Consider the following 26,781-nt stretch of genomic DNA (forward strand, 5'->3'; position numbering starts at 1 on the left):
AAACCATGGGGTATGAAGCAGGCCAATACGACGTGATCGTCATCGGCGCCGGGCATGCCGGTGTTGAGGCTGCCCTCGCATCCGCGCGCCAGGGAGCTAAAACGCTTGTTTTGACGATTAATCTTGATATGGTTGCGTTTATGCCATGTAATCCGTCTGTCGGCGGCCCCGCAAAAGGGATTGTCGTCCGCGAAATTGACGCGCTCGGCGGAGAAATGGCTAGAAATATAGATAAAACTCATATTCAAATGAGAATGCTGAATACAGGGAAAGGTCCGGCCGTACGGGCGCTGCGTGCGCAGGCGGATAAATTCCAATATCAGCATGAAATGAAGCATACGCTGGAAAAAACACCGAATTTGACACTTCTTCAAGGGATTGCCGAGCGTTTAATCATTGAAGACGGTAAGTGCCGCGGTGTCATTACGCAAACCGGTGCTGAATATAAGGCAAAATCGGTCGTGCTGACAACCGGAACGTATTTAAGAGGGCGGATCATTCTCGGAGATCTGTCTTACTCAAGCGGTCCGAATAACCAGCAGCCGTCTATTAAACTTTCTGAGCACTTAGAGGAGCTTGGTTTTGATCTCGTTCGTTTTAAAACGGGAACGCCTCCACGCGTCTCAAGTGATTCCATTGATTACAGCAAAACGGAAATCCAGCCGGGAGATCCGGTTCCGCGCGCTTTCTCATATGAAACGGTTGAATACATTACCGATCAGCTGCCTTGCTGGCTGACTTACACGAGTCCTGAGACTCATGAGATCATTGACAGCAACCTGCATCGTTCACCAATGTATTCCGGTATGATTAAGGGAACAGGACCGCGATATTGCCCTTCCATTGAAGATAAAGTCGTTCGCTTTAATGATAAACCGCGTCACCAGATTTTCCTTGAGCCGGAAGGCAGAAATACGCAGGAAGTATACGTTCAAGGTTTATCCACGAGCCTTCCTGAGGACGTGCAGCAGCGGATGCTGGCGACCATTCCGGGACTGGAAAAGGTGCAGATGATGAGAGCCGGATACGCGATTGAGTATGACGCGATCGTACCGACGCAGCTCTGGCCTACACTGGAGACGAAAAAAATCCCTAACCTGTACACGGCCGGTCAAATTAACGGTACATCAGGCTATGAGGAAGCAGCCGGGCAAGGAATTATGGCAGGAATTAACGCAGGCCGCAAAGCGCTTGGAAAAGAAGAGGTTATCCTCAGCCGTTCCGATGCGTATATCGGTGTATTGATTGATGATTTGGTAACGAAAGGAACCAATGAACCGTATCGTCTGCTGACTTCACGGGCGGAATACAGACTGCTGCTCCGCCATGACAACGCGGATCTTCGTCTGACGGAAATCGGCCATGAGATCGGCTTAATTTCGGATGAGCGCTATGAAGCGTTTGAAAAGAAAAAAGCGGCGATCGAGGCTGAGAAAAAACGTCTCTGGTCTGTTATTATCAAGCCGTCTCCTGAGAATCAGGAATATATCCGTTCACTCGGCGGAAGCGAGCTGAAAGATGGAGTGCGCGGCACAGATTTAATGAAACGTCCGGAAATGAACTATGAAACAGTGACAAAACTTGCGCCTGCTGATTCTCCGGTTCCGCAAGATGTGGCGGAACAAGTGGAAATCCAAGTGAAATATGAAGGATATATCGAAAAATCCTTGCAGCAAGTGGAGAAGCTGAAGAAGATGGAAAACAAAAAAATCCCTGATCGGATTGATTATGACGCCATTAAAGGAATTGCTACTGAAGCCCGTCAAAAGCTGAAAGAAGTGCGTCCTTTATCAGTTGCTCAAGCGTCCCGTATTTCCGGGGTCAATCCGGCAGACATTTCAATCCTGCTGGTTTACCTGGAGCAGGGCCGTATTGCCAAGGTAGCTGAATAGAAAGGATGACGGCATGAATATAGAGGAATTTACATCCAGTTTAGCGGAGAAAGGGATTTCCCTTTCTGACCGCCAGCTGGAGCAATTCGAGTTGTATTACCAGATGCTCGTGGAATGGAACGAAAAAATGAATCTGACGTCCATCACTGAGAAAAAGGAAGTATATCTTAAGCATTTTTATGATTCGATTACGGCGGCATTTTATATTGATTTTGAAAAGGTCACTACTCTTTGTGACGTTGGCGCCGGTGCCGGTTTTCCAAGCCTGCCCGTCAAAATCTGCTTCCCGCATCTGCATGTCACCATCGTCGATTCACTGAATAAGCGGATTACGTTTTTGGAAACTCTCTCTGATGCTTTACAATTAGAGCATACGACATTTGTCCATGACAGGGCAGAGACATTCGGACAGCGGAAGGACGTCCGGGAAAGCTTTGATCTCGTGACCGCTCGTGCGGTGGCGCGTCTGTCAGTCCTGAGTGAGCTTTGTCTGCCGCTTGTCAAGAAAAACGGCGTATTTGCGGCACTAAAAGCAGCAGCCGCTGATGAAGAACTGAAAGCGGGGCAAAAGGCGATTAAAGTATTGGGAGGAGAGCTTGAACAAGTTCATTCCTTTACACTTCCCGTCGAAGAAAGTGAACGGAACATTATGATCATTCGCAAGACGAAAAGCACTCCGAAAAAATATCCGAGAAAACCGGGTACTCCGAATAAATCGCCAATTGAAGGGTAATTTAGACAGCCTGATGTGACAATTCCATCATATTTTCTGCAAAATTGATGAAGATACAGCAGGAAAAACCATGAGAAAATAGAATTATAAAAATGGCAGTTTTTAAAGGTGGTGTAGGTACATGAAGCATTCATTCTCTCGTTTCTTCGGGTTTGGTGAGAAGGAAGAGGAACCGGAGATAGCAGAGCATGATACAAACAAAGAAGAGATACTCGAAATACCGGTACATGCTATCGTTCCCAACCGTTTTCAGCCACGCACCATTTTCTCAGATGAAAAGATCAAAGAGTTAGCAATGACTATCCATACACACGGCATCATTCAGCCGATTGTTGTCAGACATACAGAAGATGAAGGACAATATGAGCTCATTGCGGGTGAAAGGCGCTGGAGAGCGGTACAGACGCTTGAATGGGAAAATATTCCCGCGATTATAAAGAATTTCTCTGATACGGAAACAGCTTCTGTTGCTTTGATTGAAAACCTGCAGAGAGAAGAATTGTCCTCCATTGAGGAAGCTCATGCGTACGCAAGGCTGTTAGAACTTCATGATTTAACACAGGAAGCCTTGGCGCAGCGCTTAGGAAAAGGCCAGTCAACGATTGCGAACAAGCTCCGATTGTTAAAGCTTCCGGAACCCGTCCAGGATGCGATTATGGAGAAAAAAATCACGGAACGCCATGCAAGAGCCCTGATTCCGCTCAAACAGCCTGAGCTTCAGGTCACATTGCTTGCGGAAATCATCGAGAAAAGCTTAAACGTCAAGCAGACGGAAGACCGAGTGGTGAAAATGCTTGAACAGAATAAGCAGAAACCGAAGCCGAGACGCAAAGCGTTCAGCAGGGATACAAGAATTGCGATGAATACGATTCGCCAGTCCTTGTCCATGGTGGAAGACAGCGGCGTCAGACTGAATACTGAGGAAGAAGAATTCGAAGAGTACATTCAGCTTACCATTCGGATACCTAAATAAAAACTCTCCTGATCAGCAGGGGAGTTTTTATTTTAGTCAAAAAACTATTTTGGGATAATAATAGATGTATTCTGCACTATGTATTATAAATGTAAAAATTTATCTTTTTGTGTCGTGAATTGTCTTTTTACAGTCAAAAAAGTCACTTTATCGGAGAATTTATAAGAGAAAGTGTCTTTTTCGTTTGCATTTTTTTCACTTGCTGATAAACAAATTATGAAAAAAATAAAACGCTTTACTCTTTTTTTGATAAGATAGAAACAAGACAGTACATGTTCATGTGAAGGTAGGTGACATCGTGGGAAAAATCATAGCAATTACGAACCAAAAAGGCGGAGTCGGGAAAACAACGACTTCTGTTAATCTGGGGGCTTGCTTAGCTTACATAGGTAAAAGGGTTCTTCTTGTTGATATTGATCCGCAGGGCAACGCAACGAGCGGATTAGGGATTGAAAAAGCCGATGTGGATCATTGTGTGTACGACATTTTAGTAGATGACGCAGATGTAACAGATATTATTAAACCGACTTCAGTAGAGAACTTAGATGTCATTCCAGCCACAATCCAGCTTGCGGGAGCGGAAATCGAATTGGTTCCGACGATCTCACGGGAGGTAAGGCTGAAAAGAGCATTAGAATCAGTGAAACAAAATTACGACTACATGATTATTGATTGTCCTCCGTCTCTCGGGTTATTAACGATTAATGCGCTTACCGCATCAGATTCAGTTGTTATCCCGGTTCAGTGCGAATACTACGCTCTTGAAGGATTGAGTCAATTATTAAATACAGTTCGGCTTGTGCAAAAACATTTAAATACAGACTTAATGATAGAAGGAGTGCTTCTGACGATGCTTGATGCCAGAACGAATCTCGGCATTCAAGTGATAGAAGAGGTAAAGAAATACTTTAGAGATAAAGTATATCAAACCATTATTCCTCGTAATGTCCGTTTAAGTGAGGCGCCGAGTCACGGCAAGCCGATCATATTATACGATCCGCGTTCGAGAGGTGCGGAAGTATATTTAGATTTAGCAAAGGAAGTGGCAGCGAATGGCTAAAGGCGGGCTCGGAAAAGGGATTAATGCGTTGTTTAATCAAGTTGATTTGTCTGAAGAGACAGTGGAAGAGATTAAAATCAGTGATTTGCGCCCCAATCCTTATCAGCCAAGAAAACAATTTGATGATGAGTCATTAGCTGAACTGAAGGAATCCATCATTCAGCATGGCATTCTTCAGCCCATTATCGTGAGAAAATCACTGAAAGGCTACGATATTGTAGCCGGGGAACGCCGTTATCGCGCTGCAAAGCTTGCCGGGAAAGAAACAGTGCCGGCTATCGTGCGGGAGTTATCTGAATCGCTGATGCGGGAAATCGCGCTTTTGGAGAACCTTCAGCGTGAAGATTTATCACCGCTTGAAGAAGCTCTGGCATATGATTCACTACTGAAACATTTGGATATTACCCAGGAACAGCTCGCTAAACGGCTCGGGAAAAGCAGACCTCATATTGCCAACCATTTGAGACTGCTGACACTGCCTGAAAGCATCCAAAACCTTATTGCAGAAGGTACGTTATCCATGGGGCACGGCAGGACCTTGCTCGGTTTGAAAAATAAAAACAAGCTTGAACCGCTGGTGAAGAAAGTGGTTGAAGAACAGCTGAACGTCCGTCAGCTTGAACAGCTCATTCAGCAGTTAAACAATAATGTTCCACGTGAAACAAAGAAAAAAGAACCTGTTCAAGACGCGGTGTTAAAAGAGCGGGAATCATATTTGCAAAATTACTTCGGAACAACAGTCAATATTAAGAGACAAAAGAAAAAAGGGAAAATTGAGATTGAGTTTTTCTCAAATGAAGACCTTGAACGTATCCTCGAACTGTTGTCAGAAAGAGAAGCATAAAAACCATCTTTTTATAAAAGATGGTTTTTTATATACGTCTTGTCAGCTTATGAAACGGACTAAGCCGTTCCTGTCGTCCTTCTGATTTATCCGTCAGCTGTAATCCCTCTGCCAAAACATTCGCCATGCTCATCACAAGATGAAGCCTCGTATTCTGCAGGACAAAATACTCCATAAACCCGCTGACATTGACAATTCCATTAATATGAACGTCACCGATCTCAGGAAGGTCTTTTTGAACACCGGCTCCGGGCTTCAGCGGTCCATCGCCGATTTGAAATGATCCTACGCTTTTAACGCGGCCTAAACAAGCGTCAACCGCTATAATAAACGGATTTTTATGTATATGTTGAATATGTTTCAGTTTGTCTTTCATATTTACGGCGTGAACGGGGTCTGACAGTGTTCCGTAAACGTGTAATCTGCCTAACTTCATTTTTTCTAATTTTGTTCCCACAAGCGGACCTAATGAATCTCCGGTTGATCGATCTGTACCGATACACACGGTGACTAACGGCCTGCCGCCTGCTTTACGTAAAGATGAAGCAAGGATCGCTTGTATTTGATTCGCGGCAGAGGAATCCGTATGCGACACATATTGTTTTGCCCGTTCCTGAGAAAAAAGCCCGCCTTTTCGATTCATAGGGTTCACTTCCTTGTCATGTCATACGAGTATTACACTGATGTTTGTGGTGATGTATGGTTGTTTACAGTATATCCAGCACTGTCTTTTTTTATGCTTATGTCATAATCAATCTGCCGGGTAAAAAAAATGAACCTGAAGCTGTTGTTCTTCAAGTTCATGAAATGTATAAGACCATATGATCTACATCGACATATTGTTGGTGATCTAATTTCAGCGCTCTTTTTTCTGTAGAGAAGAGGATAAAACCTAACTGAGCGTAAAGTTTTTTTGCTGGTTCATTGGTTGAAGTAACCGAGAGGTGGAGCTGTTCCGTATCTTTCATCTTTTTTGCTTGGCTGATGGCTTCAGTCATTAAGGCTTTTCCTGCGCCGGATCCTCGATGTTTAGGAGAAACATACATAGAACCGATAACCGCAATGTGTCTTAGTTTATAAAGCGGATGATTGGATATTTTAATGATGCCTATAAGACTGCTTTTCTCAATGGCGCCAAGCACTATAGCATTGTCGGCTTCAAGCCTGGCTTTGAATTTTTCGGGCGGCCATTCTTTCTCCTCATCATAGCTGACCGCAAATGCGTCCGGGTGATCTTTTAAGGCTTTGAGCCTGATGCTGGAGTAAAGCTGGGTGTCAATTGCTGTTAAACGCCTGATGTACATGATTTGAGCTCCTTACACGAATGAATTTTCTGAGTAGTCAATCATCTTAATCGTACCATATTTGTCCCGTTTGTATGAATGATTGCCGCTGTCGCTCAATATAGTAGCAATATGCGGAGATTATCAGAAATTTTATGAGGTGATAAGGTTGTGGAGAGCCGGAATGAGGTGGATGCTGCTCATATTAAGCAGCCAGATTGGAGCCGGGTATGCAAGCGGGCAGGAAATATGGCAGTTTTTCGGTGTTGAAAGCGGACTGGCCATTGTATTGTTTACAGTCATGTTCACCATTTCGGCTTATATTGTGCTGAAGATCAGCTATCAGGTCCAATCAACGCACTTTTTACCTGTGCTAGAGCATTTGATGGGGCCGGCTCTTGCCAAAATCTATGATGTTCTTATCATGTTTTATTTATTTTCAACGACGACGGTCATGATTGCCGGCGGCGGTGTGACGCTGCAAATGTACAAGCTGCCGTTTTGGATCGGTATTTTTCTTCTTTGCATTGTGACCATCTGTTTATTCTTTTGGGATATAAAAGGAATATTATCTCTGAATAGTATTTTGATACCGATTCTTGTAGCGGGGCTGTTATATGCCTTGATCTTTTTTCAGACAACCCATCACTATACGTGGACGATAGATTTGACCCGTCAATATAATTGGCCGGCAAGCATCACCTTTACGTCATTAAATATCCTTTCTGTTGTGGCGGTTCTTTCTTCTGTCGGGAAGGATATGAAGGGACTGGGGGAAGCGAAAATCGCCAGTGTTGTCAGCGGGCTGATTTTCGGTGTGATTTCATTTGTCTACAATGAAACGCTTGTACAGCTCTCAGGCAGTCTCACACATTATGAGATTCCTCTCTTTGCCGTACTTGAAGGTGCTCCTTATCCATTGTTTCTTTGTATGACAGCCGTGCTTTTTTTAGCCATTTATACGACAACCGTGACCGGTCTGTTCGGGCTGTCCAGCCGCATGCTTGTTTTTGTGAAATTGCCGAGGTGGACGCTCGTTCTTCTTCTTTTAGCTGTGATGGTGCCTTTTACGACAATCGGCTTTTCAGATTTAATCGCCATTTTGTATCCCATTTACGGGCTCTTAAGTCTTTATTTGCTGGTATGTCTTCTTCTTTACCCTATATTAGGAAGATGGAAAAAAGTATAATGCTCATTTTGAGTGCCGACGTTGCTCTTATCCTGACTTTTTTTGTACAATGAATAAAGCAGTCTATGAAGAGAGGTGAAGGGTCTTGGCAGATAAAGACTTTGGCCTGAATGATATTGTTGAAATGAAGAAGCCGCACCCTTGCGGTGAAAACAGGTGGAAAATCATTCGGATGGGAATGGATATTCGGATCAAATGCACGGGTTGTTCCCACAGTGTCATGATACCGAGAAGAGATTTTGAGAGAAAGCTGAAAAAAGTACTCGTCAAGCATGAGGAGCCTACATCATAAAGGCTGACGCTCATGCTTTTTCATATAGAGGAGAGGAAGAGGCCAGATGAGCAAAGTGCATCAGTCAGCGTGTCCGCTGAATTGCTGGGACAGCTGCGGCTTTTTGGTGACAGTTGAGGATGGAAAGGTGACGAAAGTAGACGGAGACCCGAGTCACCCCATCACAGAAGGGAAAATTTGCGGCCGGGGCAGAATGCTGGAGACGAAAACAAATGCACCGGAGCGGCTTCGTTTTCCTTTAAAAAAGAAAGACGGCGAATTTGTCCGCATTTCCTGGGAGCAGGCGTTAGATGAAATTGCGGAAAAAATGGCGGAGATTAAGGAAACACTGGGCACTGCCGCTGTGCTGCACAGTCATGATTATGCCAATAACGGTCTTTTGAAAGCGCTCGACCAGCGTTTTTTCAATGGATACGGCGGTGTGACGGAGATTGCGGGCAGCATTTGCTGGGGGTCCGGAATTGAGGCGCAGCGCTGGGATTTCGGCCGTTCTTACGGGCATGGACCGCTTGATATTTATCACAGCAAGCATGTGATCGTATGGGGCAGAAACGTGTCACGGACGAATATGCACCTCTATCATCATTTGCAGCAGGTGAAGAAAAAAGGAGCGACACTGACGGTCATTGATCCTATTTTTAACCCGACTGCAAAGCTTGCCGACCGGTATATCTCCGTTAAACCCGGGATGGATGGCTGGCTTGCGGCGGGTGTTTTGAAAATATTATGCCAAACCGGCAGAACGGATGCCGATTTCATTCAAAAGCATTCGATCGGTTTTGAAGAAATAGAAAAGCTGCTGCACACGATTTCATTGGATGAGATCATTGAGAAAACCGAAACATCTTTAGAAGTGCTTGAATATCTTGCTGATCTATATGCTGACGGTCCTGCTTCTACTTTTATGGGTCTTGGGATGCAGAGATATAAAAACGGCGGCGGGACGATACGCTGGATTGACGCTTTAACGGCAGCAAGCGGAAATGTCGGTATTAAAGGCGGCGGAGCCAACTTCGGAAATGTCCAAGTCGGTGAAAGCTTTGCAAAGACCGAACTCACCCGTCCTGACCTGAAGAAAAACACGAGAACGTTTTCGATGATGACACAGGCCGAAGAGGCGCTGAATGCAGCCGACCCGCCGATTGAGATGATTATCGTGACGTGCGGCAATCCGCTGACACAGGTGCCGAATACAAAAAAAGTGAAGGAAGCGTTTGAAAAAACACCGGTCACAGTGGCCATTGATTCGATCATGACCGATACGGCGAAGCTCTGTGACTATGTACTGCCGACGGCCGTTGTTTTTGAAGAAGAAGATATTTATTACTCCAGCATGTATCATCACTATGTTCAGTATGGCAAAAAGCTTGCGGAACCGCAGGGAGAGGCGAAATCAGACCGCTGGATCTGGACGGAGCTCGCCAAGCGTCTCGGATTCGGGGAGCTGTTTGATTACAGTACGGAAGATTTTTTGAAAATGGGGCTCTCTTCTTTGGAGGAAGAAGGAATCACCCTTGAGCGATTAAAGGAAAAAGGCCATATGCCGCTTCCGGTCAAACAGGTTCCATGGAATGATTTCCAGTTTTTAACCCCAAGCGGAAAGTTTGAATTCGTCTCGTCATTGGCAGAACAGAAAGGATACAGCGGCCTCCCTCAATTGGAAGTGCCGGAAGAATCCGTTTATCACGACGCCGGGCTGGCCGGGAAATATCCGTATACGCTGCTGTCCATTCACCCACAGCGCTCCAATCATTCGCAGCACGTGCCGTTTATTGAAAAGCTTCAGCAGATTCAGGTGGATCTGTCGCCGGATATCGCCGAGGAGCTTTCTCTTCAGGACGGAGATACGGCAGAGGTATACAATGACCGCGGACGTCTGCGCGGCAGGGTGAAAATCATGAAGCAGGCTCACCCGAAGACGGTGAATATAGATGAAGGCATGTGGTCGGCATTCGGAGGCTCGGTCAACATGCTTACAAAAGATTCAAATTCCGATAATGGAATGGGAAGTACGCTTTTTGACTGTCTGGTAGCGGTTAAAAAAGGATAATCTAAGGAGAGAGAGGGCGGGAAATGCTTTTTTCTCAGCTTGTCTTTTCCTATGAACCTCCTTATAATTGCTCTAGGTTTACAATACGTTTAATACGATGATGGTTTGATATAGAGGAGATGAAAGAATGGCTTTAACTGCTGGAATTGTCGGTTTGCCGAATGTCGGAAAATCGACGTTATTTAATGCAATTACCCAGGCTGGTGCCGAATCAGCCAACTACCCGTTCTGTACAATTGATCCGAACGTGGGAATCGTGGAAGTGCCTGATGAACGTCTGCAAAAGCTGACTGAATTGGTGAACCCGAAAAAAACGGTGCCGACTGCGTTTGAATTCACTGATATCGCGGGGATCGTAAAAGGCGCATCTAAAGGTGAAGGACTGGGAAATAAGTTTCTTTCTCATATCCGTCAGGTAGACGCGATCTGTCACGTTGTACGGGCATTCGCTGATGACAATATTACGCACGTGTCAGGGAAAGTCGATCCGATTGATGATATTGAAACGATCAATCTTGAATTGATTCTTGCCGACATGGAGACAGTCGAAAAACGCATCACACGGGTAAGCAAGCTTGCGAAGCAAAAAGACAAAGAAGCGGTTTTTGAATTTGATATTCTGTCTAAATTAAAAGAAGCTTTCGAACAAGAAAAGCCTGCACGTTCCGTTGAATTTACGGAAGAACAGCAAAAGCTTGTGAAGCAGCTTCATTTGCTTACGTCAAAACCCGTGCTTTATGTGGCGAATGTTAGCGAGGATGAAGTGGCTGATCCTTCAGACAATGAATACGTTGCGAAAATCCGTGAGTACGCCGCGGGTGAAAATGCCGAAGTCATCGTCGTCTGCGCGAAAATTGAGTCTGAAATTGCTGAATTGGAAGGCGAAGAAAAGCAAATGTTCCTTGAAGAGCTCGGCATTGAAGAGTCAGGCCTTGATCAGCTGATTAAAGCGTCATACTCTCTTCTCGGCCTTGCGACATACTTTACGGCGGGCGAACAGGAAGTGCGTGCTTGGACATTCAGAAAAGGCATGAAAGCTCCTGAGTGTGCGGGTATCATCCACACTGACTTTGAACGCGGCTTTATCCGCGCTGAAACGGTTGCTTATGAAGACCTCTTGGCAGGCGGCGGAATGTCCGGAGCTAAAGAAGCCGGAAAAGTGCGCCTGGAGGGTAAGGAATATATCGTCCAAGACGGAGATGTCATTCATTTCCGATTTAATGTATAGGACACAGTTGTAAAGGGACAAGAGCTTTGGTATAATATAAACTTGTGAGTAATAGAATTATTGCTCCTTGCCCATTTAAGGGCCGCTTAGACCAAAAGGAGGTGCAAACAGATGAAAAAGTACGAAGTTATGTACATTATCCGTCCAAACATTGACGAAGAGTCAAAGAAGGCAGTTATCGAGCGTTTCAACAACGTTTTGACTTCTAACGGAGCGGAGATCACTGGAACAAAAGATTGGGGTAAACGTCGTCTTGCTTACGAAATCAACGATTTCCGTGACGGTTTCTACCAAATCTTAAACGTTCAGTCTGAAGCTGCAGCGGTTGCTGAATTCGACCGTTTAGCTAAGATCAGTGACGATATCATTCGCCACATCGTTGTTAAAGAAGAAGAATAAGCAATTTGAAATATATAATGTTAAAAGGTGGTCTTTCATATGCTTAACCGAGTTGTATTAGTCGGAAGACTGACAAAAGACCCAGAGCTTCGTTATACGCCAAGCGGTGCGGCTGTCGCCACGTTTACTCTTGCTGTGAATCGTACATTCACGAACCAGTCCGGAGAACGTGAAGCCGATTTCATTAATTGTGTCACTTGGAGAAGACAAGCCGAAAACGTTGCAAACTTTCTTAAAAAAGGAAGTCTTGCCGGCGTAGACGGCCGACTCCAGACAAGAAATTACGAAAACCAGCAGGGACAGCGTGTCTTCGTGACAGAAGTCCAAGCTGAAAGTGTTCAATTTCTTGAGCCTAAAAGCGGCGGTTCTGGTTCAGGTGGATACAACGAAGGAAACAGCGGCGGAGGCCAATACTTTGGCGGAGGCCAAAATGATAATCCGTTCGGCGGAAATCAGAACAGCCAGAGAAGAAATCAAGGGAACAGCTTTAATGATGATCCATTTGCCAACGACGGCAAGCCGATTGACATCTCGGATGATGATCTTCCGTTCTAATAGATTATCGCTATATTCATAACAAGAAAGGTGGGAAATGACAATGGCAGGAGGACGCAGAGGCGGTCGTGCGAAACGCCGTAAGGTTTGTTACTTCACTTCTAACGGCATTACGCACATCGATTACAAAGATGTAGATCTTCTTAGAAAGTTTGTTTCTGAGCGTGGTAAAATCTTACCTCGCCGTGTAACTGGAACAAATGCGAAATACCAACGTAAATTGACTATCGCGATCAAACGCGCACGTCAAATGGCTTTACTTCCATACGTAACTGGCGAGTAAGCCGAAAGAAAAGAGCAAGAGCCTGCGGGCTCCTGCTCTTTTTTTATATCATTCCCTCTCCATCCTGCCGAAATGTTTCACATGAAACATGGAAGGGCTTCTTACATCCGTCTTTGTTATCTTGCTCGCCTATTCAAATATGCGTACTTATAAAATGAATTTGTTTATACTGAAGAACAGGGGGTGACTGAGATAGAGACGGTGACAGATGAGAAGTGGAACGCAATCATACACAATGATGTTTCCTATGACGGGACATTTTATTATGCGGTAAAAACGACGGGGATTTTCTGCCGCCCTTCTTGTAAATCGAGGGTTCCGAATAAGGAAAACGTACTGGTGTTTGCTACGGCTGAAGGAGCGCTAAAGAGACATTTTCGTCCTTGTAAAAGGTGCCGGCCGAACGGCCTTCGTCTCCCAGATGAAGAATGGGTTGCGCAAATCACTGAGTATATTGACGGCCATTATCACGAACCCCTGACTCTGAGCGTACTGGCAGATATGTGTCACGGCAGCCCCTATCATTTACAGCGGACATTTAAAAAAATCACAGGGATATCTCCGATTGAGTATATACAGAAAAAAAGATTCGCGAAGGCGGGAGATCTTTTAATGCATACTGATAAGACAGTTATGGAGATCGCTCTGACTGTCGGATTTCCAAACACAGCGCATTTTGCGACCCTTTTCAAAAAGAGAACCGGAAGTTCGCCCACAGAATACAGAAAAACTGCCGGAACGAGACAGGGAGGTTCATTATGAGTAAAGAGACGATGATCTATTGGACACGCTTCACATGGAATGATTGGCGCCTGTATACAGCCGCTACTTCCAAGGGGCTTTGCTTCATAGGTTCAAATCATGGTAACTTTGAAGAACTTGCGCAGTGGGCAGGAAAAGCCATGCCGGAATACCAATTGGTGCGTGATGATGAAAAACTGGCGCCTTACACAGCAGAGCTGTCTGAGTACATCAAAAATGACAGATCGGTATTTTCCGTCCCGCTCGATCTTTATGGGACGGAATTTCAGCTTGCTGTATGGAAAGCGCTTATGGACATACCGTATGGTGAGATATACTCCTATTCGGATATAGCAGAAATGATCCGGAAACCGTCAGCCGTAAGAGCCGTGGGCGCCGCAATCGGGAAAAATCCGGTATTGATTACGGTTCCGTGCCATCGTGTCATCGGGAAAAACGGGAAACTGACCGGATTCAGAGGCGGTTTAGAAATGAAAAAACAGCTGCTGGCATTAGAGGGCAGGCACAATAAAACATGGAAATAGACACATGCTGAATGTTAACCGGCTGAGCCGACGGGAGGGAACACATGAAACTGATTTCTTGGAATGTAAACGGCTTGCGTGCCGTGATGAAAAAAAGAGATATCAATACTTACGTTCAGGAAACGAAAGCCGATATTCTATGTCTGCAAGAAACAAAAGTACAGGACGGACAAGTATCATTACAGCCAGAAGGATATCACGCCTATTGGAACTATGCGGTGAAAAAAGGCTACTCGGGCACGGCTGTTTTCTCGAAAGAAGAGCCGCTGCACGTGTCCTATGGAATGGGAATTGACGGCCATGACCAAGAAGGACGGATGATCACGCTTGAATTTGAGCACGTGTTCGTCGTCAACTGCTACACGCCAAATGCCAAACGCGGATTAGAGCGAATTGATTACCGTCTTCAATGGGAGGCGGATTTTAAGGATTATCTGCAGAAGCTTGACCGGAAGAAGCCTGTGATCTTATGCGGCGATTTGAATGTCGCACACAGGGAGATAGACTTGAAAAATCCAAAAGCCAACCGAAAGAACGCCGGTTTCTCGGATCAGGAGCGGGAAGCGTTCAGCACTCTGCTGAACGCGGGATTTACCGACTCGTTCCGCTATTTATATCCCGATCAGGAAGGCGCGTATTCCTGGTGGTCTTACAGGACGAATGCACGCGAGAAAAATATCGGCTGGCGGCTCGATTATGTTATTGTTTCAGACAGGCTGAAGCACCGGATCAGCCAAGCGGCCATTTGTGCCGATATCATGGGTTCTGACCATTGCCCTGTTGAAATGACAGTGGATTTATGATGAGATAGCAGTAAGAGAAATCCACTCTTGCTGCTTTTTTATTATCGAAAATGGAGGAGCACATGGCAAATATAAAAGAGATTGCGAAACTGGCGAATGTGTCGGTGGCCACCGTATCACGCGTGTTAAACCAACATCCGTACGTATCTGAGGAGAAAAGGCGTCTTGTGAATCAAGTGATGAAGGAGCTGGATTATACCCCTAATCGAACAGCCATTGATCTGATTCGCGGAAAGACCAATACGATCGGCGTGATATTGCCGTACAGTGACCATCCCTGCTTTGACAAAATTGTAAACGGTATCACGAAGGAAGCGTTTGCTTATGACTACGTGACAACCCTTCTCCCCACCAACTATGACCCCGCCATAGAGATGACGTATTTCGAACTGCTGAAAATGAAAAAGATTGACGGACTGATTGTCACCTCCCGCGCGAATGAATGGGAAACAGCCGTGCCTTACCTTGAATACGGCCCCATTGTCGCTTGTGAATATACACAGCATGAAGAGATTCCCTGCGCTTATAATGACAGGCAGGCGGCTTACAGAGAGAGCTTTATGTATTTGAAAAACCGCGGGCATCAAGATGTTGCTTTTACATGTGTGCGGGAAGCGGAAAAAAGCCCGAGTACGGCCGACAAGGTAAATGCATATAAGGCGGTTTTCGGTTCTCTGGATGAAACCCGCATTATGGTCGGTTGCCATGATATGGACGATGGAAAGCGTGCGGGTGAGCATTTCTGGGGGTTCAGCAAGCCGCCGACGGCCGTCTATGCGCACAGTGATGATGTGGCTGCCGGCTTGTACCAATTTGCGAAAGAGCAGAAATGGGACGCGGAGATCATCGGTGAAGGAAATTTGAGCGTCAGCCGGGTTTTGAATATTCCATCCCTGGAACTTCATTTAGAACAGGTCGGAAAAGAAGCGTTTTTGCTGTTTTTGCACGGAGAAACGGCTAAAAAACAAATTATGCATCAATTTCGGAGGAAAAAGTCTTGAGCTGAAATGGATTTCATGCCTTATAACTAGATTGAGAAAAAAAGGAGGCGGACATATGCGAATTGAACATGCAGCGATATGGGTGAAAGATTTAGAACGGATGAAAGAATTTTATGAGAAATACTTCGGGGCAAAGGCCAATGACCTTTACCATAATGAGAAAAAGGATTTCAAATCGTACTTTCTGTCATTTGACTCCGGATGCAGGCTGGAACTTATGAAAAAAGGCGGCATTGATGAAACTCCGTCACAGAATATGACCGGATGGGCGCATCTCGCGTTTTCTACAGGCAGCAAGGAGCGGGTGAATGAACTGACGGAGACGTTTAAAAATGACGGATTTCAGGTTGTAAGCAGCCCGCGCGTAACGGGTGACGGCTATTATGAGAGCGTGATAGAGGATGGGGAAGGCAATTTGATAGAAATCACAGTGTAACAGTGCGGGGTGAACCCGCACTGTTTTATTGATTAAATTTGCTGTGCATTTGTTTTCGGGCCGAAGAGGATTAACAAAACGGAACATAGAAGCCAGCAGCCGCCGATGAACAAAAAGACACTGATGTATCCGAGTTTTACGGCAATAAATCCGACGAGCAGGGAACCGAATATGTTGGAAAAACGGCCGAGCCCGTACGCCAGCCCGCTGCCCGCTGAACGATATTCCGTCGGATACGGCTCTGATGTGTATGCGTATAAATTTGAGGTGAAAACCCGTTCCGTGACGTTGACGACAAATCCAAACACAATAATCATCACGGGAATAAACGTCATGCCGTATAACAGTCCGGCAATGGCAGTCAGAAAGGCGCTTGCGGCTAGAATCCATTTTCTTTGGAACGTCTCGGATATCATGGAACCGAGCAATGCGCCAAGCGGGGCGCCGACAGAGTGAAGCACATTGTACCACAGCGTTTTTTCCATGGTGATGCCGTTGCTTTTCAGCAGGCTGGGCACCCATGAGGCAAAGCCGTAAAAGCCAAAGGTTTCAAGAATCCATACTGCAGACAGGATGATGGTGATCTTTAAATTCCTGCCCTGAAACAGCCCTAAGTAGCCGGCGTGCTTCACTGTATGTACTTCTGCCGCTTCTTTTGGCGCGGGAAGCGGGCCTTTTTCTTTCTCTACGCGGGCTTCAAGACGATTCATAATGGCGTTTGCCTGATCATATGCCCCCCGATTTTCGTGCCAGCGCGGCGATTCCTCAAGCCGGCGGATAAAAAAGAAATAAATGAGACCGGCCGCGCCCCATACAAAAACGAGCCGCCATCCCCATGAGCCTAACGGAATGACAAAAGCGGATACGACGTTTGTGACGGGAACGCCGATTAAGCCGATCATGGCGCAAAAGGAGATGTATTTTCCCCGAACGGAGGATGGGAAGAATTCCGCCAAGTAGCTGTTAGTGACAATCATGGCGGCCGCGACGCCGAGACCTGTCAAAAACCTGAAAATCATTAAGGAAGGAATGTCCCATGCCAGCGCATTCAGAAAAGATGAGATCGAAAAGATAAGGACAAAACAATTCAGCGCTTTTTTCCTGCCGATCCGATCGGACAGCCTGCCGCCGATGGAGGCGCCTAAAAACATGCCGAGGAAGGACGCAGCCGTGATGTCAGCAATGGTGGACAGCTTCACGCCCCAATGCTCAATCAGCGCAGGAGCCACGTTGCTGAGCGTAAACAAATCAGCGAGATCGAAAAAATAGATGATTCCGAGAGCGGTTAATACTTGATAGTGCACACGCGAAATGGGGAGACGGTCTAATCGGTTCGCTACATTTGAGAATGTCTGATGTTTCATAAAAAACCCCCTGACTTGGCAAAATGTAATCAGAAAATACTGTAAATTCATCTGACAAATACATTATAAAGGTCTTTTTATGGCAAAAACAGAGTGCAAATAACCAGAGCCGAAGGAAACGGCATAGCGCTTTCTTCTTAAAAATATATAACATTTTCTATATCTGATTCTGTTTATATTGTAAAATGTTGAAGGAAAGGAAGTTGATGCATAAATATGAATATGTTTATAAGGCCTGCAGAAGGAAGAAATAGTGTGTGGAGATATCTTCTTTCTCTGTTGGTCATTGCGGGTTTGTTCTTTTTTGGAAGCATATTGACCGTGTTTTATATGTTTCTCACGTCCGAGTTCAATCCTTCATTGACGATAGATTGGGATGAAGCGGCATTAAGTGACCCGCTGGCGGATATTTATTTACAGCATATCGTCTATTTCATAGCCATCCCGGGCATTTGGATAGCGGTTCGTTTCATTATGAAACGGCGGTTTTTATCCATCATCACACCGAATCAGTCGCTGAACTGGAAGCGGATTTTCTTTGGATTCGGCACTTACTTTTTGTTGATGTTTATGGCGGGGCTGATTGATTTTTCAATCCATCCGGATCGCTTCTCGCTTCAGGAATTCCATGCTTCACGCTTTCTGCTGCTGTTAGCGGCTGCCGTCTTTTTGGTGCCGATTCAAACCTCCGCGGAGGAATTTCTCTTTCGGGGTTTTCTGCTTCAGTTCGCCGGAAAACTGACGGCAAATGCGGTGGTTTTGACTGTCATCGTCGGTGGATTATTCGGCGCACTTCATTTCGGAAATCCGGAGATGGAAAACGGGGCTCTCTGGGCGGGAATCGGATATGTCACCATCGGCATGATCTGGACCTTTATCACGATTAAAACAGGCAGTCTGGAGATGTCCTTGGGCGGTCACGCTGCCAATAATATGTTTTTATTTATCTTTCTCACAGAGGATCATTCGGTGTACAGCGGCATTCCGTCGCTATTTGCAACAGCTGCCGGCGGCTATGACATATATGATTGCATATCGACTCTGGTGATCAATATCATCTTCGCATGGCTCGCGTTCCGTTTTGTGAAAAAAGAAAAGCAGCAGGCCGCCTAGGCTCTGCTGCTGATTTGTAATGTGTTCATCGCTTCATCAATATCCGTCGTCGGCCTGCGGCAGGTAAAATTTTCACAAATGTAAACCGTCGTTTTACCGTCAATCATTTGATAACCCGCAGCAAAATCAGAAATGCCTGCAAGCTCTGACGGATGTTCCACAGTGAGAATCGTATAGGCGGGAGTGAAATGTTCCTGAAGCGCCTCAATGAAACGCTTTCTGTCCGGATCATCTTTGCTTCCGAACACAACGATTTCTTTTTGCGGCATTGTATACGCCAGTACGCTTTGCATGAAGAAAGCGTTGCTGCTCGGGTAGGCCTCGATTTCCCGTTTGAAAACAGAAAACATGGCTTCAGCTTTTTCGATCAGTGATCCATCACCCGTCAGGCGGCCGAGGCGAAGCAGCTGTACGGCAGCCGCGCTGTTTCCGGAAGGCACGGCTCCGTCATAAACTTCTTTTTCCCTGACAAGAAGAGTCTCGGCGTCATTCCCCGTAAAGAAGAAACCTCCGTGTCCTTCATCCCAGAACAGATCCAGCATGCTTGTACATAACGTTTTCGCTTTTTGCAGATAAGACGCATCAAAATCCGCTTCATACAGGTCAAGGTAAGCCCAAATGAGAAAAGCGTAATCATCGATAAATCCTTTGTTTTTCACTTCGCCCTCACGGTAGCGGACCATGACTCGCCCGTCCGGCATGAGATGACGTTCGAGAAAGCGGATCGCTGTTTCCGCCATGCTGAGAAAGTCCGGCTCGTGAAATACCTTCGCGGCTTTTGCCAGTCCGGCAATCATGAGCGCGTTCCATGAGGTCAGCACTTTGTCATCTGTGTGCGGATAGCTTCTGTTTTCCCGCGCCTCCAGCAATTTTTTTCTTGCACCTTCAAGACGTTCGGTCAGCTCATGTCCGGTGAGGCCGGTCTCTTCGAGGATGGCTTCCCGCCGCGTGAAAATAAGGTTCGGGATGTTTTCTCCTTCGAAATTGCCTTGATCTGTGATGTTATATACTTTGCAATAAAGCGAGCCGAGTTCATCACCGAGAAGATCCATGATTTCTTTTTTTGACCATATGTAATATTTCCCCTCGCGGCCTTCGGTATCAGCGTCTAAGGCTGAGAAAAAGCTGCCGTCTTCATGTATCATTTCCCGCTGAATAAACGTCACGATCTGCATCGCAACCTGTCTGTAGCGCTCGTTGCCCGTGACTTGATAGGCTTCTGTATATGCGGTCAGGAGAAGGGCGTTGTCATACAGCATTTTCTCAAAGTGCGGCACGAGCCATTCATTATCAGTCGAGTAGCGGGCAAAGCCGAACCCGATGTGGTCAAAAATACCGCCGTTCGCCATGCTGTCGAGTGTCTTGGTTACGCCTGCCAATGCCTGTTCCTTACCCGTATAGCTGTAGTAGCGAAGCAGAAACATGAGCATATGCGGCATCGGAAACTTCGGAGCCTGGCCGAACCCGCCGTACACCGTGTCAAACCCGCCGGCCAGCTGGCGGTACGTGTCATGAACTGCCTGTTCGCCAAGCATGCCCTCAGCCGGGTGAACCTTGACTTCAAGATGAGCGGCGGCGTTTTCGGCAATATCCTCGACATGCTGCCGGTCATTCGCAAACGTTTCGGACAGATGTTCAAGCACATCGATAAAGCCCGGACGGTTAAATTTGCTCGTCTTCGGAAAATATGTCCCCGCATAAAACGGCTTCTGATCAGGTGTGATAAACACATTCAGCGGCCACCCGCCTTGCCCCGTCATCAGCTGGCAGATCCTCATATACACGGAATCGACATCAGGCCGCTCCTCACGATCAACCTTGATGGCTATAAATTTATCATTTAGAATACCGGCGATCTCTTCGTCCTCAAAGGACTCGTGAGCCATGACGTGACACCAATGACAAGTCGAATAGCCGATGCTGACAAGAACCGGCTTGTTTTCGCGTTTCGCTTTTTCGAAGGCTTCTTCTCCCCAAGGGTGCCAGTTTACTGGGTTGTGGGCGTGTTGAAGTAAGTACGGTGACTTCTCCGTGATTAAGCCGTTGGGTTTGCTATTGTTTGGCATGGGATCACCTTCTTTATCTTAAATTAATTAATCATAATTATATTTCTCAGTGTGTTGAGAAATATGTACCTAGCTTTATGATTGTGCTTTTTCAGTCATTTCTTATTTTTGTGTTTTATTTTATCTGGGCTAATTCTTTTATACAACTAGGTATAAAGGTCAAACCAGTTACTCCAAATTTTCATCAAGGAAATGAATTAATTCTTGGCCTCCTATTAATTCCAACGTTGGCTTATCCCTTATGTATTCTAGAGCCCCCTTAGTGAAACCTTTATTAACAATCAAACTTGTTGCTTTTGCTAGAGCCTCCCCTAATGCTCTTGCCCTTTTTACATCTACATTCTTTTTGTGTCTTTTACATTCAATACTTATTCTGTGCTATGAACAAGTACAGAAGATATTATATTGTCTATTAGGATGATAGGGGGCTATTGACTTGGATGTGTTGCATGAATTGAGGGCGCAATATGGCAAAGACAGAATTTATGTCGAGATAAATGACTGTATTACAACAAGAGAAAAAAATCGAACCTGTAAAAGTTGATCTTAGACATTACCTTTCAGGCGATGAAAAACTTGGACATCGAGTCTGTCTTCAAACTAATCTGCGGCGGAACAGACGGCTCCCGGCTGTATACATGGGGGAGCCTTGCCCGAATATCTTAATACTTGCGGGGAAACTTCACGGCAAATACAAATATATTTCCGCCGACAATATGGTGAAAGCTGTGAATGTTGTTGTGGAAAGTGCGAAGTTATTTGAGAAAAGAGCATAGCATACTAAAGACAACGACAGCAAAAAGATAGAGCTGTCGTTGTCTTTAGCCTAAGAACATCATAGTGCTAACGAAACTAATAAACTTTCACAATAAACTTTTGCACTGACACTCCATCACTTCCAATAATATGAAGATCAACAGGTTGATATTTGCTCTCACTATTATTTAAAAATGTAAAAGTTACCGTTCCATTTAATAATTGATAGGGTTTTAAATCCGAAATTTTTTCCCCTGTCTTATTATCAATAAAGTCTATTGTCTCAGTTTCTTCCTCACCTCTCATCATTCTGTAAAATTCAGGGTGAAGTGTAAGCTTATCTTTTGTCGTATTTTTTAATTCAATTGGGATACGATACTCTGTTACTTTATTTCTCATTTCATCAATTGTATTAATTTTCTTTGCTTTTCTAAACGTATGAGATATTTTTAGAAACTCAAACGTTTCATTCGTGGTAACATTTTTTTCGGTTACTTTATAGTTGGAGTACTCCCCATTCACTTGTTGGTATCGAAATAAGCTGATCAAAATGAAAAAAATAAAAAAAACGACCGTTACTAAAATGATTTTTTTTCTAGTCATTTTTCTTTTCCTTATCGATCATAGTTTCTTTAACAATTTTCCCAGACTCAATATCATAAATAATATCAGAAATCTTTTGAAGCGTTTCTCTATCATGGCTTGCAACCAGAATTGTTTTTCCTTCATTTTTTAATGATAATAGCAATTGGTGTACTGTTTTAACCGCTTCTTCATCCAAAGCATTAGTCGGTTCGTCCAAAATAAGCAACTCCGGATTTTCCATGATCGCTTGAGCGATCCCCAAGCGCTGTTTCATGCCGAGTGAATACTTTCTGAACTTTCGCTTGTCATTTGGATCAAGACCCACACGAGAGATTACAGCAGAAACTTCATGATCATTGATTTTATTTTGAATCATAGATAGCAATTTCAAGTTTGCAAAACCAGTATATTCCGGAATAAACCCAGGGTACTCAATTAATATTCCGATACTTTCAGGAAAAGAAATATTTTTGTGTAATACCTTTCCATCAATAATTACTTTGCCTTCACTTGGTTTCACCAATCCCGATAACACACGAAACAACATTGTTTTTCCAGACCCATTAGGTCCACGAAATCCATATATCATTCCCTTTTTCAAAGATAAATTTATATTTTTAAGAACAATGTTCTTTTTGATAACTTTGTTTACACTTTCAACTTTAATATATTCTTCTGACACGAGCTTCACCTCAATCAAAGTTCTTTTTCATTATCGATGCTGTATTCATTAAAATAATCTTGGTTGATTAAACATATATAGAGAACTACAGCAAATATTATCCCGAAACCGCCAATTAAATAAATCATTTCTGAAAATAATCCGGGTATCAGCCAAGACGTCATTTCTAATGAAATCGGGTCATTAATTAAAGAAAACTCAAAGTAAGTATGAAGCATCTTATCAAGAATGACCACAGATGTGACAATGATAAAGCTGTATATATACTTCTTAATAAAGACATAACAAACGACTGCAAATAGTCCAATCATATGAAACAACAATAAGCTTGTAATGATATATCTAACTATCATCACATTCGATGAATAGTATTGATCCAAAGGTAATTTATTGCCATATAAAAAATAAGGAGCCCCTTCTGGCGATAGCCATACATTATCCCATCTTCCAGACAGAAAAACGCCGAGAAGGACTCCGCCAACGAGATACAGAATGGTAAACATTAAAGAAATCCAAAAAACACGAGATAATAATGATAAAAATACTCTCTCTCGTTTTTGATAACGAATAAAACGGACTGAATCAAAAAAAGGCAGTACCCCGAAAGAAAGGAACATTAAAAACAGGGGCAACACTGGAAAAGCAAATGTATAGGAAGAGAAAAATAAATTAAGCGCCTGAGGCGGTCCCATTATCCCTTCTTTCGGAATACCTTCTTTTACCAGATATACTATACAAAGCAAAAAACACAAGAACCAAAAGCTTAACCGCCTTTTATGACGACACATATCTACTAAAACAAAACGAAGCTCGTTAACGAACAACATTTTTCTTAGCTCCTAGAATGTATAGTAGAAGACCTAAGATGAACCCAACGATCAAGTGTAAAATAAGACTCTTCAAACTAACACCATCTGTAGCCTGTTCCTGCAAAAAGCTAGTTGAAATCATTTCTTGATGGCCAATCGTTGAAAGCAGCATGTTAATTACGTATAAACTTGCAAAGGGTATAAGTAAAACTATAAATGATCTTTTGATAAACATTCCCGCTCCCAAAGCTACACTTGCAAACATGCCGGAAAAAATGCCAATGATAATTACATATAACATCATATGAACAAAGGGATGTGTATAATATAATTCTGGAAAGAAGGTATTATCAGATGCCAAGGGCATCTCGTTGTTAATAGCTCTATCAGGCCTTATATTTGGAAGTTTCATAAATGACAAATAGATATTTAACAATAGAGGAAAAATGGCAGTCACGACTCCAGCTAAGAAATTAATGAAAAATAAACTGAAAAAGTATTGTGTATGCTTGCCTCGGATCATTAAAAAACGAATAAACCCAGTTGAACGATCTCTTGCGTAAAGATCCGAAAATGGAAGTGTTGCCAGAATTGGGAGCAAGAACATGTAAAGAGCCGGATAATCGGAGATTCCACCTATCCCCATCCATTTTGTATAGGGTGTAAAAGAAACCCCTCCAGTTAGTTCCAAATGTTCTGTTAATGGCATTTCCTCTGTCCAAAAATAGGCCGTGGCCAAAACTGCTCCAATTGCCAATGAGACATAAAAAGACGGTCGTTTTAGTAATCGAAATAGCAGTAAATAAAACATAAATTTCCTTCTCTCACTTTTATTAAATATAGAAGCGACTCAGAAAAACCTGAGTCGCCGACTTTCATATGATTTTTTCATAATTTCAGTCTTCTGATCTCATCAAGGACTCTTTGGATCATAATCAGGACTCCACTTACCATATGCATGACCAGCCGCATTTTTCTTTGCACCTATTGTAACAGAAGGTGTTCCCAAGCCAAACCATGTGTTTTCAACAGCCAAGTTCCATAGTAGTTTTCTTCCATAGTAGTTTTTCTTTATTGTATAATAGTGCCCGCCTGAAACATCTTTTCCGCGAGATCTTGCCCAAGCTTCATAAGAAGTATTATTTTCTGTATTAAACATATAATAATAAGAATCAGTAAATTTTGTTCTGGATGTGGTTTCGTCATAAGGATTTCCTTTTAGAAACCGAAAATTATAATCTGTATTCTTATAGTTTGCGGTCGGTTCTCCTGCATAAGCATGCATAATTCCTATAGTAGAAAGAGATAACCCTAGTACTAAAGTTAGTGTAGTTATTAGCTTCTTTATCATGTGTTTCTCCTTATTGTTTTTCTAAAATAAAAAATTTATCTGCAACGCCGATGCAATCGCCATTTTTATTTAACCAAATCATTCTTAGCGCTATCTTTGCTTTTTTGCCTTTAAACTTAGGCAAGTTGATTAAATAATCATGATCTGCAGCTTCACTTTCGTAAGACTGCTTCCAATTATATGTATGTCCTTTATCATCTTGAACCTTTCCCAATATGGTTGACGGAAACGGCTCTTTCTGACTAAAGGTCATCGCCAGTTCATAATTTTTAGGAAGCGGTCCGACTTCTATTTTCTTGCCTTTAAAAACCCTATCAATTCTCACATCATTATTTTTTATTTGACCTTGATAATAATGATCATCTTCCATCTTGTCCCAAAATATAACCTCAAACAAACTTCGACCTTGTTCGGTATCAAAATAAAAAATATTCGGTCTTTCTTTATTGTTGTTATCCAAATCTTCAATCCTTATAGAAGGATCTGGGGTTTTATCTTTTATTACGTTATTGTATTTGTTTGTTTGACATGCACTAAGCATAGTTATAGCAATTAGACTAAAATAAACCAAAAATATTTTTTTCACTTTCTTCTCCAAAAAACCCATAATTTGTACCGGTACTAAATGATTATAACATATATTAAAAGAAAATAATACCTTTTAATTTATTTATTTCAAATGCTGTGTTATGCTAATACCTAGTTGATTTATAGGAAAGGAATTTATTTTATGAATAGTTTATTCTTGCTTTTTAAAAGGGACTTGGCCCTTGGAGTTAATAAAACCACCAGGGTTTTCATTATATTATTTATGATTGCGCTATTGAATTTTCTTTATCCTCTGTATTTTCTTCGTACTAACATACCTGACAGTTCTATCGCCTTTTGGGATCTCATTGGTAAAACCTTTTTAGGTGTCCCTTTTGAACTTGTCCAACAACATACATTTGAGTTTCCTTTTGGGTGGTTACTATTTCAGCTAAGCGGGGCAATATTGATCAACACATACATAAAGGATGATCTATTTGCTCACAGTGCTTTTGTCAGGATCAGAGCAAAATCAATATTCAAATTATGGGTAAGCAAGCTGTTTTTTTCTTGTACTGTAATCATTGTGTTTTACATATCATTATTGTCCTTAACTTGGGTTGTTTGGAAATTGAGTGGGGGTACAACAAGGGAGTTGACAGTTTACGGCGAAAGCATTCTGAGATACTCATCATTTCAATTATCCTATAGTCAAATAATTATTTATTCTATTGTTTTAAATATAGGCGGAACATTTCTCATTACTTTTATTTTTGCGTTTTTTTCGTTAATCTTTAAAACAATTTATAGCTTCGTAATTTGTAGCTGTATTTTGTTTTTCTCAATTTTTTCAGATAGCCCGATATTACTTGGAAATGAAAGCATGTTGATTAGACATCCTTTATTTGGTTTCTCTCCTGTTGTTTCTATTAGTATTTCATTAGTCACAATACTTACTGTTTGTATTACCCTCTTAATTGGAGGAGGTTTATATCTATCAAAGTGTGAATTGATATCTGATGCAAAAATGGAATAATATAACTTAAATACACTAATCTAGGGTCTTGAAATTTAAAGTAGCTTTTGAATTTATTATCAAACTTTTTTCCTTGGTTTAAAACTGGATCTTCGACTTGCTGAAATAAAAATTCAGCACATGCTGTTTATCTGGAGCCTTTTGTATCCCCCTTTTCTGAATCCGTCAGAACAATACTTACATT

30 protein-coding genes and 1 pseudogene are annotated in these 26,781 nt (G+C 43.3%); 20 read left to right on the forward strand and 11 right to left on the reverse strand.

What is annotated here, in order from left to right; translation table 11 throughout:
- Positions 1-5: 5 nt before the first annotated feature.
- The 5 genes from mnmG to AUL54_RS10800 all read left to right on the forward strand — a co-directional run bounded on the left by mnmG (position 6) and on the right by AUL54_RS10800 (position 5,502).
- Positions 6-1,892 carry a tRNA uridine-5-carboxymethylaminomethyl(34) synthesis enzyme MnmG gene (gene mnmG / locus AUL54_RS10780; protein ID WP_060963793.1) on the forward strand — a complete coding sequence of 629 codons (1,887 nt, stop codon included), beginning with the start codon at positions 6-8 and terminating at the stop codon, positions 1,890-1,892.
- 13 nt (positions 1,893-1,905) lie between these two features.
- Entirely contained in the window at positions 1,906-2,625 is a 720-nt protein-coding gene (rsmG, locus tag AUL54_RS10785) for a 16S rRNA (guanine(527)-N(7))-methyltransferase RsmG (RefSeq protein WP_045925731.1), read from the forward strand.
- 121 nt (positions 2,626-2,746) lie between these two features.
- Complete coding sequence (gene noc, locus AUL54_RS10790; RefSeq protein WP_016937318.1) at positions 2,747-3,598, forward strand: nucleoid occlusion protein; 852 nt, start codon at positions 2,747-2,749, stop codon at positions 3,596-3,598.
- A 298-nt stretch (positions 3,599-3,896) separates the two neighbouring features.
- Positions 3,897-4,658 carry a sporulation initiation inhibitor protein Soj gene (gene soj, locus AUL54_RS10795; RefSeq protein ID WP_007409899.1) on the forward strand — a complete coding sequence of 254 codons (762 nt, stop codon included), beginning with the start codon at positions 3,897-3,899 and terminating at the stop codon, positions 4,656-4,658.
- Entirely contained in the window at positions 4,651-5,502 is an 852-nt protein-coding gene (locus tag AUL54_RS10800) for a ParB/RepB/Spo0J family partition protein (RefSeq protein WP_060963794.1), read from the forward strand. The genes soj and AUL54_RS10800 overlap by 8 nt, the downstream gene beginning before the upstream one ends.
- A gap of 28 nt (positions 5,503-5,530) precedes the next feature.
- Here AUL54_RS10800 and yyaC read toward each other — a convergent pair whose 3' ends face one another.
- A complete protein-coding gene (gene yyaC, locus AUL54_RS10805; protein ID WP_060963795.1) occupies positions 5,531-6,145 on the reverse strand; it encodes a spore protease YyaC in 615 nt (204 codons plus the stop codon).
- 157 nt (positions 6,146-6,302) lie between these two features.
- Positions 6,303-6,806: a GNAT family N-acetyltransferase gene (locus tag AUL54_RS10810; RefSeq protein WP_060963796.1), complete on the reverse strand. Its 504-nt coding sequence runs from the start codon at positions 6,804-6,806 to the stop codon at positions 6,303-6,305.
- Between the two features lie 163 nt (positions 6,807-6,969).
- Between AUL54_RS10810 and AUL54_RS10815 the strand changes: the two genes are divergently transcribed.
- The 12 genes from AUL54_RS10815 (at position 6,970) to AUL54_RS10870 (ending at position 16,307) form a co-directional block, all read left to right on the forward strand.
- The gene (locus AUL54_RS10815; protein WP_060963797.1) at positions 6,970-7,974 is read left to right on the forward strand and encodes a YkvI family membrane protein; all 1,005 of its coding nucleotides are present in this window, start codon (positions 6,970-6,972) and stop codon (positions 7,972-7,974) included.
- Between the two features lie 85 nt (positions 7,975-8,059).
- Complete coding sequence (locus AUL54_RS10820; RefSeq protein ID WP_004392973.1) at positions 8,060-8,266, forward strand: DUF951 domain-containing protein; 207 nt, start codon at positions 8,060-8,062, stop codon at positions 8,264-8,266.
- A 46-nt stretch (positions 8,267-8,312) separates the two neighbouring features.
- Positions 8,313-10,316 carry a molybdopterin-dependent oxidoreductase gene (locus AUL54_RS10825; RefSeq protein WP_060963798.1) on the forward strand — a complete coding sequence of 668 codons (2,004 nt, stop codon included), beginning with the start codon at positions 8,313-8,315 and terminating at the stop codon, positions 10,314-10,316.
- A 127-nt stretch (positions 10,317-10,443) separates the two neighbouring features.
- Entirely contained in the window at positions 10,444-11,544 is a 1,101-nt protein-coding gene (gene ychF, locus AUL54_RS10830; RefSeq protein ID WP_045925735.1) for a redox-regulated ATPase YchF, read from the forward strand.
- Positions 11,545-11,655: 111 nt separating this feature from the next.
- Positions 11,656-11,943 (forward strand): 30S ribosomal protein S6, encoded by a 288-nt coding sequence (gene rpsF, locus AUL54_RS10835; protein WP_004392977.1) that lies wholly within the window; start codon positions 11,656-11,658, stop codon positions 11,941-11,943.
- Between the two features lie 39 nt (positions 11,944-11,982).
- Positions 11,983-12,498: a single-stranded DNA-binding protein SsbA gene (gene ssbA, locus AUL54_RS10840; protein ID WP_016937325.1), complete on the forward strand. Its 516-nt coding sequence runs from the start codon at positions 11,983-11,985 to the stop codon at positions 12,496-12,498.
- Between the two features lie 43 nt (positions 12,499-12,541).
- Positions 12,542-12,781: a 30S ribosomal protein S18 gene (rpsR, locus tag AUL54_RS10845; protein ID WP_004392983.1), complete on the forward strand. Its 240-nt coding sequence runs from the start codon at positions 12,542-12,544 to the stop codon at positions 12,779-12,781.
- Between the two features lie 183 nt (positions 12,782-12,964).
- Positions 12,965-13,543 (forward strand): bifunctional transcriptional activator/DNA repair enzyme AdaA, encoded by a 579-nt coding sequence (locus AUL54_RS10850; protein ID WP_060963799.1) that lies wholly within the window; start codon positions 12,965-12,967, stop codon positions 13,541-13,543.
- Positions 13,540-14,067 (forward strand): methylated-DNA--[protein]-cysteine S-methyltransferase, encoded by a 528-nt coding sequence (locus tag AUL54_RS10855; protein ID WP_060963800.1) that lies wholly within the window; start codon positions 13,540-13,542, stop codon positions 14,065-14,067. The genes AUL54_RS10850 and AUL54_RS10855 overlap by 4 nt, the downstream gene beginning before the upstream one ends.
- Before the next feature lie 44 nt (positions 14,068-14,111).
- Entirely contained in the window at positions 14,112-14,870 is a 759-nt protein-coding gene (gene xth / locus AUL54_RS10860) for an exodeoxyribonuclease III (protein ID WP_060963801.1), read from the forward strand.
- Between the two features lie 62 nt (positions 14,871-14,932).
- Positions 14,933-15,871, forward strand: coding sequence for a LacI family DNA-binding transcriptional regulator (locus AUL54_RS10865; RefSeq protein ID WP_060963802.1), 939 nt, complete (start codon positions 14,933-14,935; stop codon positions 15,869-15,871).
- Positions 15,872-15,926: 55 nt separating this feature from the next.
- A complete protein-coding gene (locus AUL54_RS10870) occupies positions 15,927-16,307 on the forward strand; it encodes a VOC family protein (protein ID WP_060963803.1) in 381 nt (126 codons plus the stop codon).
- 32 nt (positions 16,308-16,339) lie between these two features.
- Here the strand turns inward: AUL54_RS10870 and AUL54_RS10875 are convergent, their stop codons facing one another.
- Positions 16,340-17,671: an MFS transporter gene (locus AUL54_RS10875; protein ID WP_060963804.1), complete on the reverse strand. Its 1,332-nt coding sequence runs from the start codon at positions 17,669-17,671 to the stop codon at positions 16,340-16,342.
- A 216-nt stretch (positions 17,672-17,887) separates the two neighbouring features.
- Here AUL54_RS10875 and AUL54_RS10880 point away from each other — a divergent pair, with 216 nt between their 5' ends.
- On the forward strand, positions 17,888-18,784 hold the full coding sequence (locus AUL54_RS10880; RefSeq protein WP_060963805.1) for a CPBP family intramembrane glutamic endopeptidase: 897 nt from the start codon (positions 17,888-17,890) through the stop codon (positions 18,782-18,784).
- On the opposite strand, the gene AUL54_RS10885 is transcribed toward AUL54_RS10880, so the two are convergent.
- Together AUL54_RS10885 and AUL54_RS21955 are read right to left on the reverse strand one after the other, a co-directional pair.
- Positions 18,781-20,850, reverse strand: coding sequence for a thioredoxin domain-containing protein (locus tag AUL54_RS10885; protein ID WP_060963806.1), 2,070 nt, complete (start codon positions 20,848-20,850; stop codon positions 18,781-18,783). The two genes, AUL54_RS10880 and AUL54_RS10885, sit on opposite strands and share 4 nt — an antisense overlap.
- Positions 20,851-21,018: 168 nt before the next feature.
- Positions 21,019-21,222 carry a restriction endonuclease gene (locus AUL54_RS21955; RefSeq protein ID WP_082761632.1) on the reverse strand — a complete coding sequence of 68 codons (204 nt, stop codon included), beginning with the start codon at positions 21,220-21,222 and terminating at the stop codon, positions 21,019-21,021.
- A gap of 70 nt (positions 21,223-21,292) precedes the next feature.
- Here AUL54_RS21955 and AUL54_RS21960 point away from each other — a divergent pair.
- Positions 21,293-21,626: pseudogene (locus AUL54_RS21960) on the forward strand (peptidase T); the annotation flags it as partial.
- Between the two features lie 76 nt (positions 21,627-21,702).
- On the opposite strand, the gene AUL54_RS10895 reads toward AUL54_RS21960, so the two are convergent.
- From AUL54_RS10895 to AUL54_RS10920, 6 genes are all read right to left on the reverse strand, one after another.
- Positions 21,703-22,209 carry a hypothetical protein gene (locus AUL54_RS10895; RefSeq protein ID WP_060963808.1) on the reverse strand — a complete coding sequence of 169 codons (507 nt, stop codon included), beginning with the start codon at positions 22,207-22,209 and terminating at the stop codon, positions 21,703-21,705.
- Positions 22,202-22,873, reverse strand: coding sequence for an ATP-binding cassette domain-containing protein (locus AUL54_RS10900; protein ID WP_025650112.1), 672 nt, complete (start codon positions 22,871-22,873; stop codon positions 22,202-22,204). Before AUL54_RS10900 ends, AUL54_RS10895 begins: the two co-directional genes overlap by 8 nt.
- 14 nt (positions 22,874-22,887) lie before the next feature.
- Positions 22,888-23,700: a hypothetical protein gene (locus AUL54_RS10905; RefSeq protein WP_060963809.1), complete on the reverse strand. Its 813-nt coding sequence runs from the start codon at positions 23,698-23,700 to the stop codon at positions 22,888-22,890.
- Entirely contained in the window at positions 23,687-24,493 is an 807-nt protein-coding gene (locus AUL54_RS10910) for a hypothetical protein (RefSeq protein ID WP_060963810.1), read from the reverse strand. Before AUL54_RS10910 ends, AUL54_RS10905 begins: the two co-directional genes overlap by 14 nt.
- Before the next feature lie 102 nt (positions 24,494-24,595).
- The gene (locus AUL54_RS10915) at positions 24,596-25,033 is read right to left on the reverse strand and encodes a DUF2712 domain-containing protein (RefSeq protein WP_060963811.1); all 438 of its coding nucleotides are present in this window, start codon (positions 25,031-25,033) and stop codon (positions 24,596-24,598) included.
- Between the two features lie 10 nt (positions 25,034-25,043).
- On the reverse strand, positions 25,044-25,619 hold the full coding sequence (locus tag AUL54_RS10920; RefSeq protein WP_082761633.1) for a hypothetical protein: 576 nt from the start codon (positions 25,617-25,619) through the stop codon (positions 25,044-25,046).
- 144 nt (positions 25,620-25,763) lie between these two features.
- Here AUL54_RS10920 and AUL54_RS10925 point away from each other — a divergent pair, with 144 nt between their 5' ends.
- A complete protein-coding gene (locus tag AUL54_RS10925; RefSeq protein WP_060963813.1) occupies positions 25,764-26,597 on the forward strand; it encodes a hypothetical protein in 834 nt (277 codons plus the stop codon).
- The last annotated feature ends 184 nt before the right edge of the window (positions 26,598-26,781 follow it).

This window comes from Bacillus sp. SDLI1 (assembly GCF_001553895.1).
Lineage (GTDB): Bacteria > Bacillota > Bacilli > Bacillales > Bacillaceae > Bacillus > Bacillus siamensis.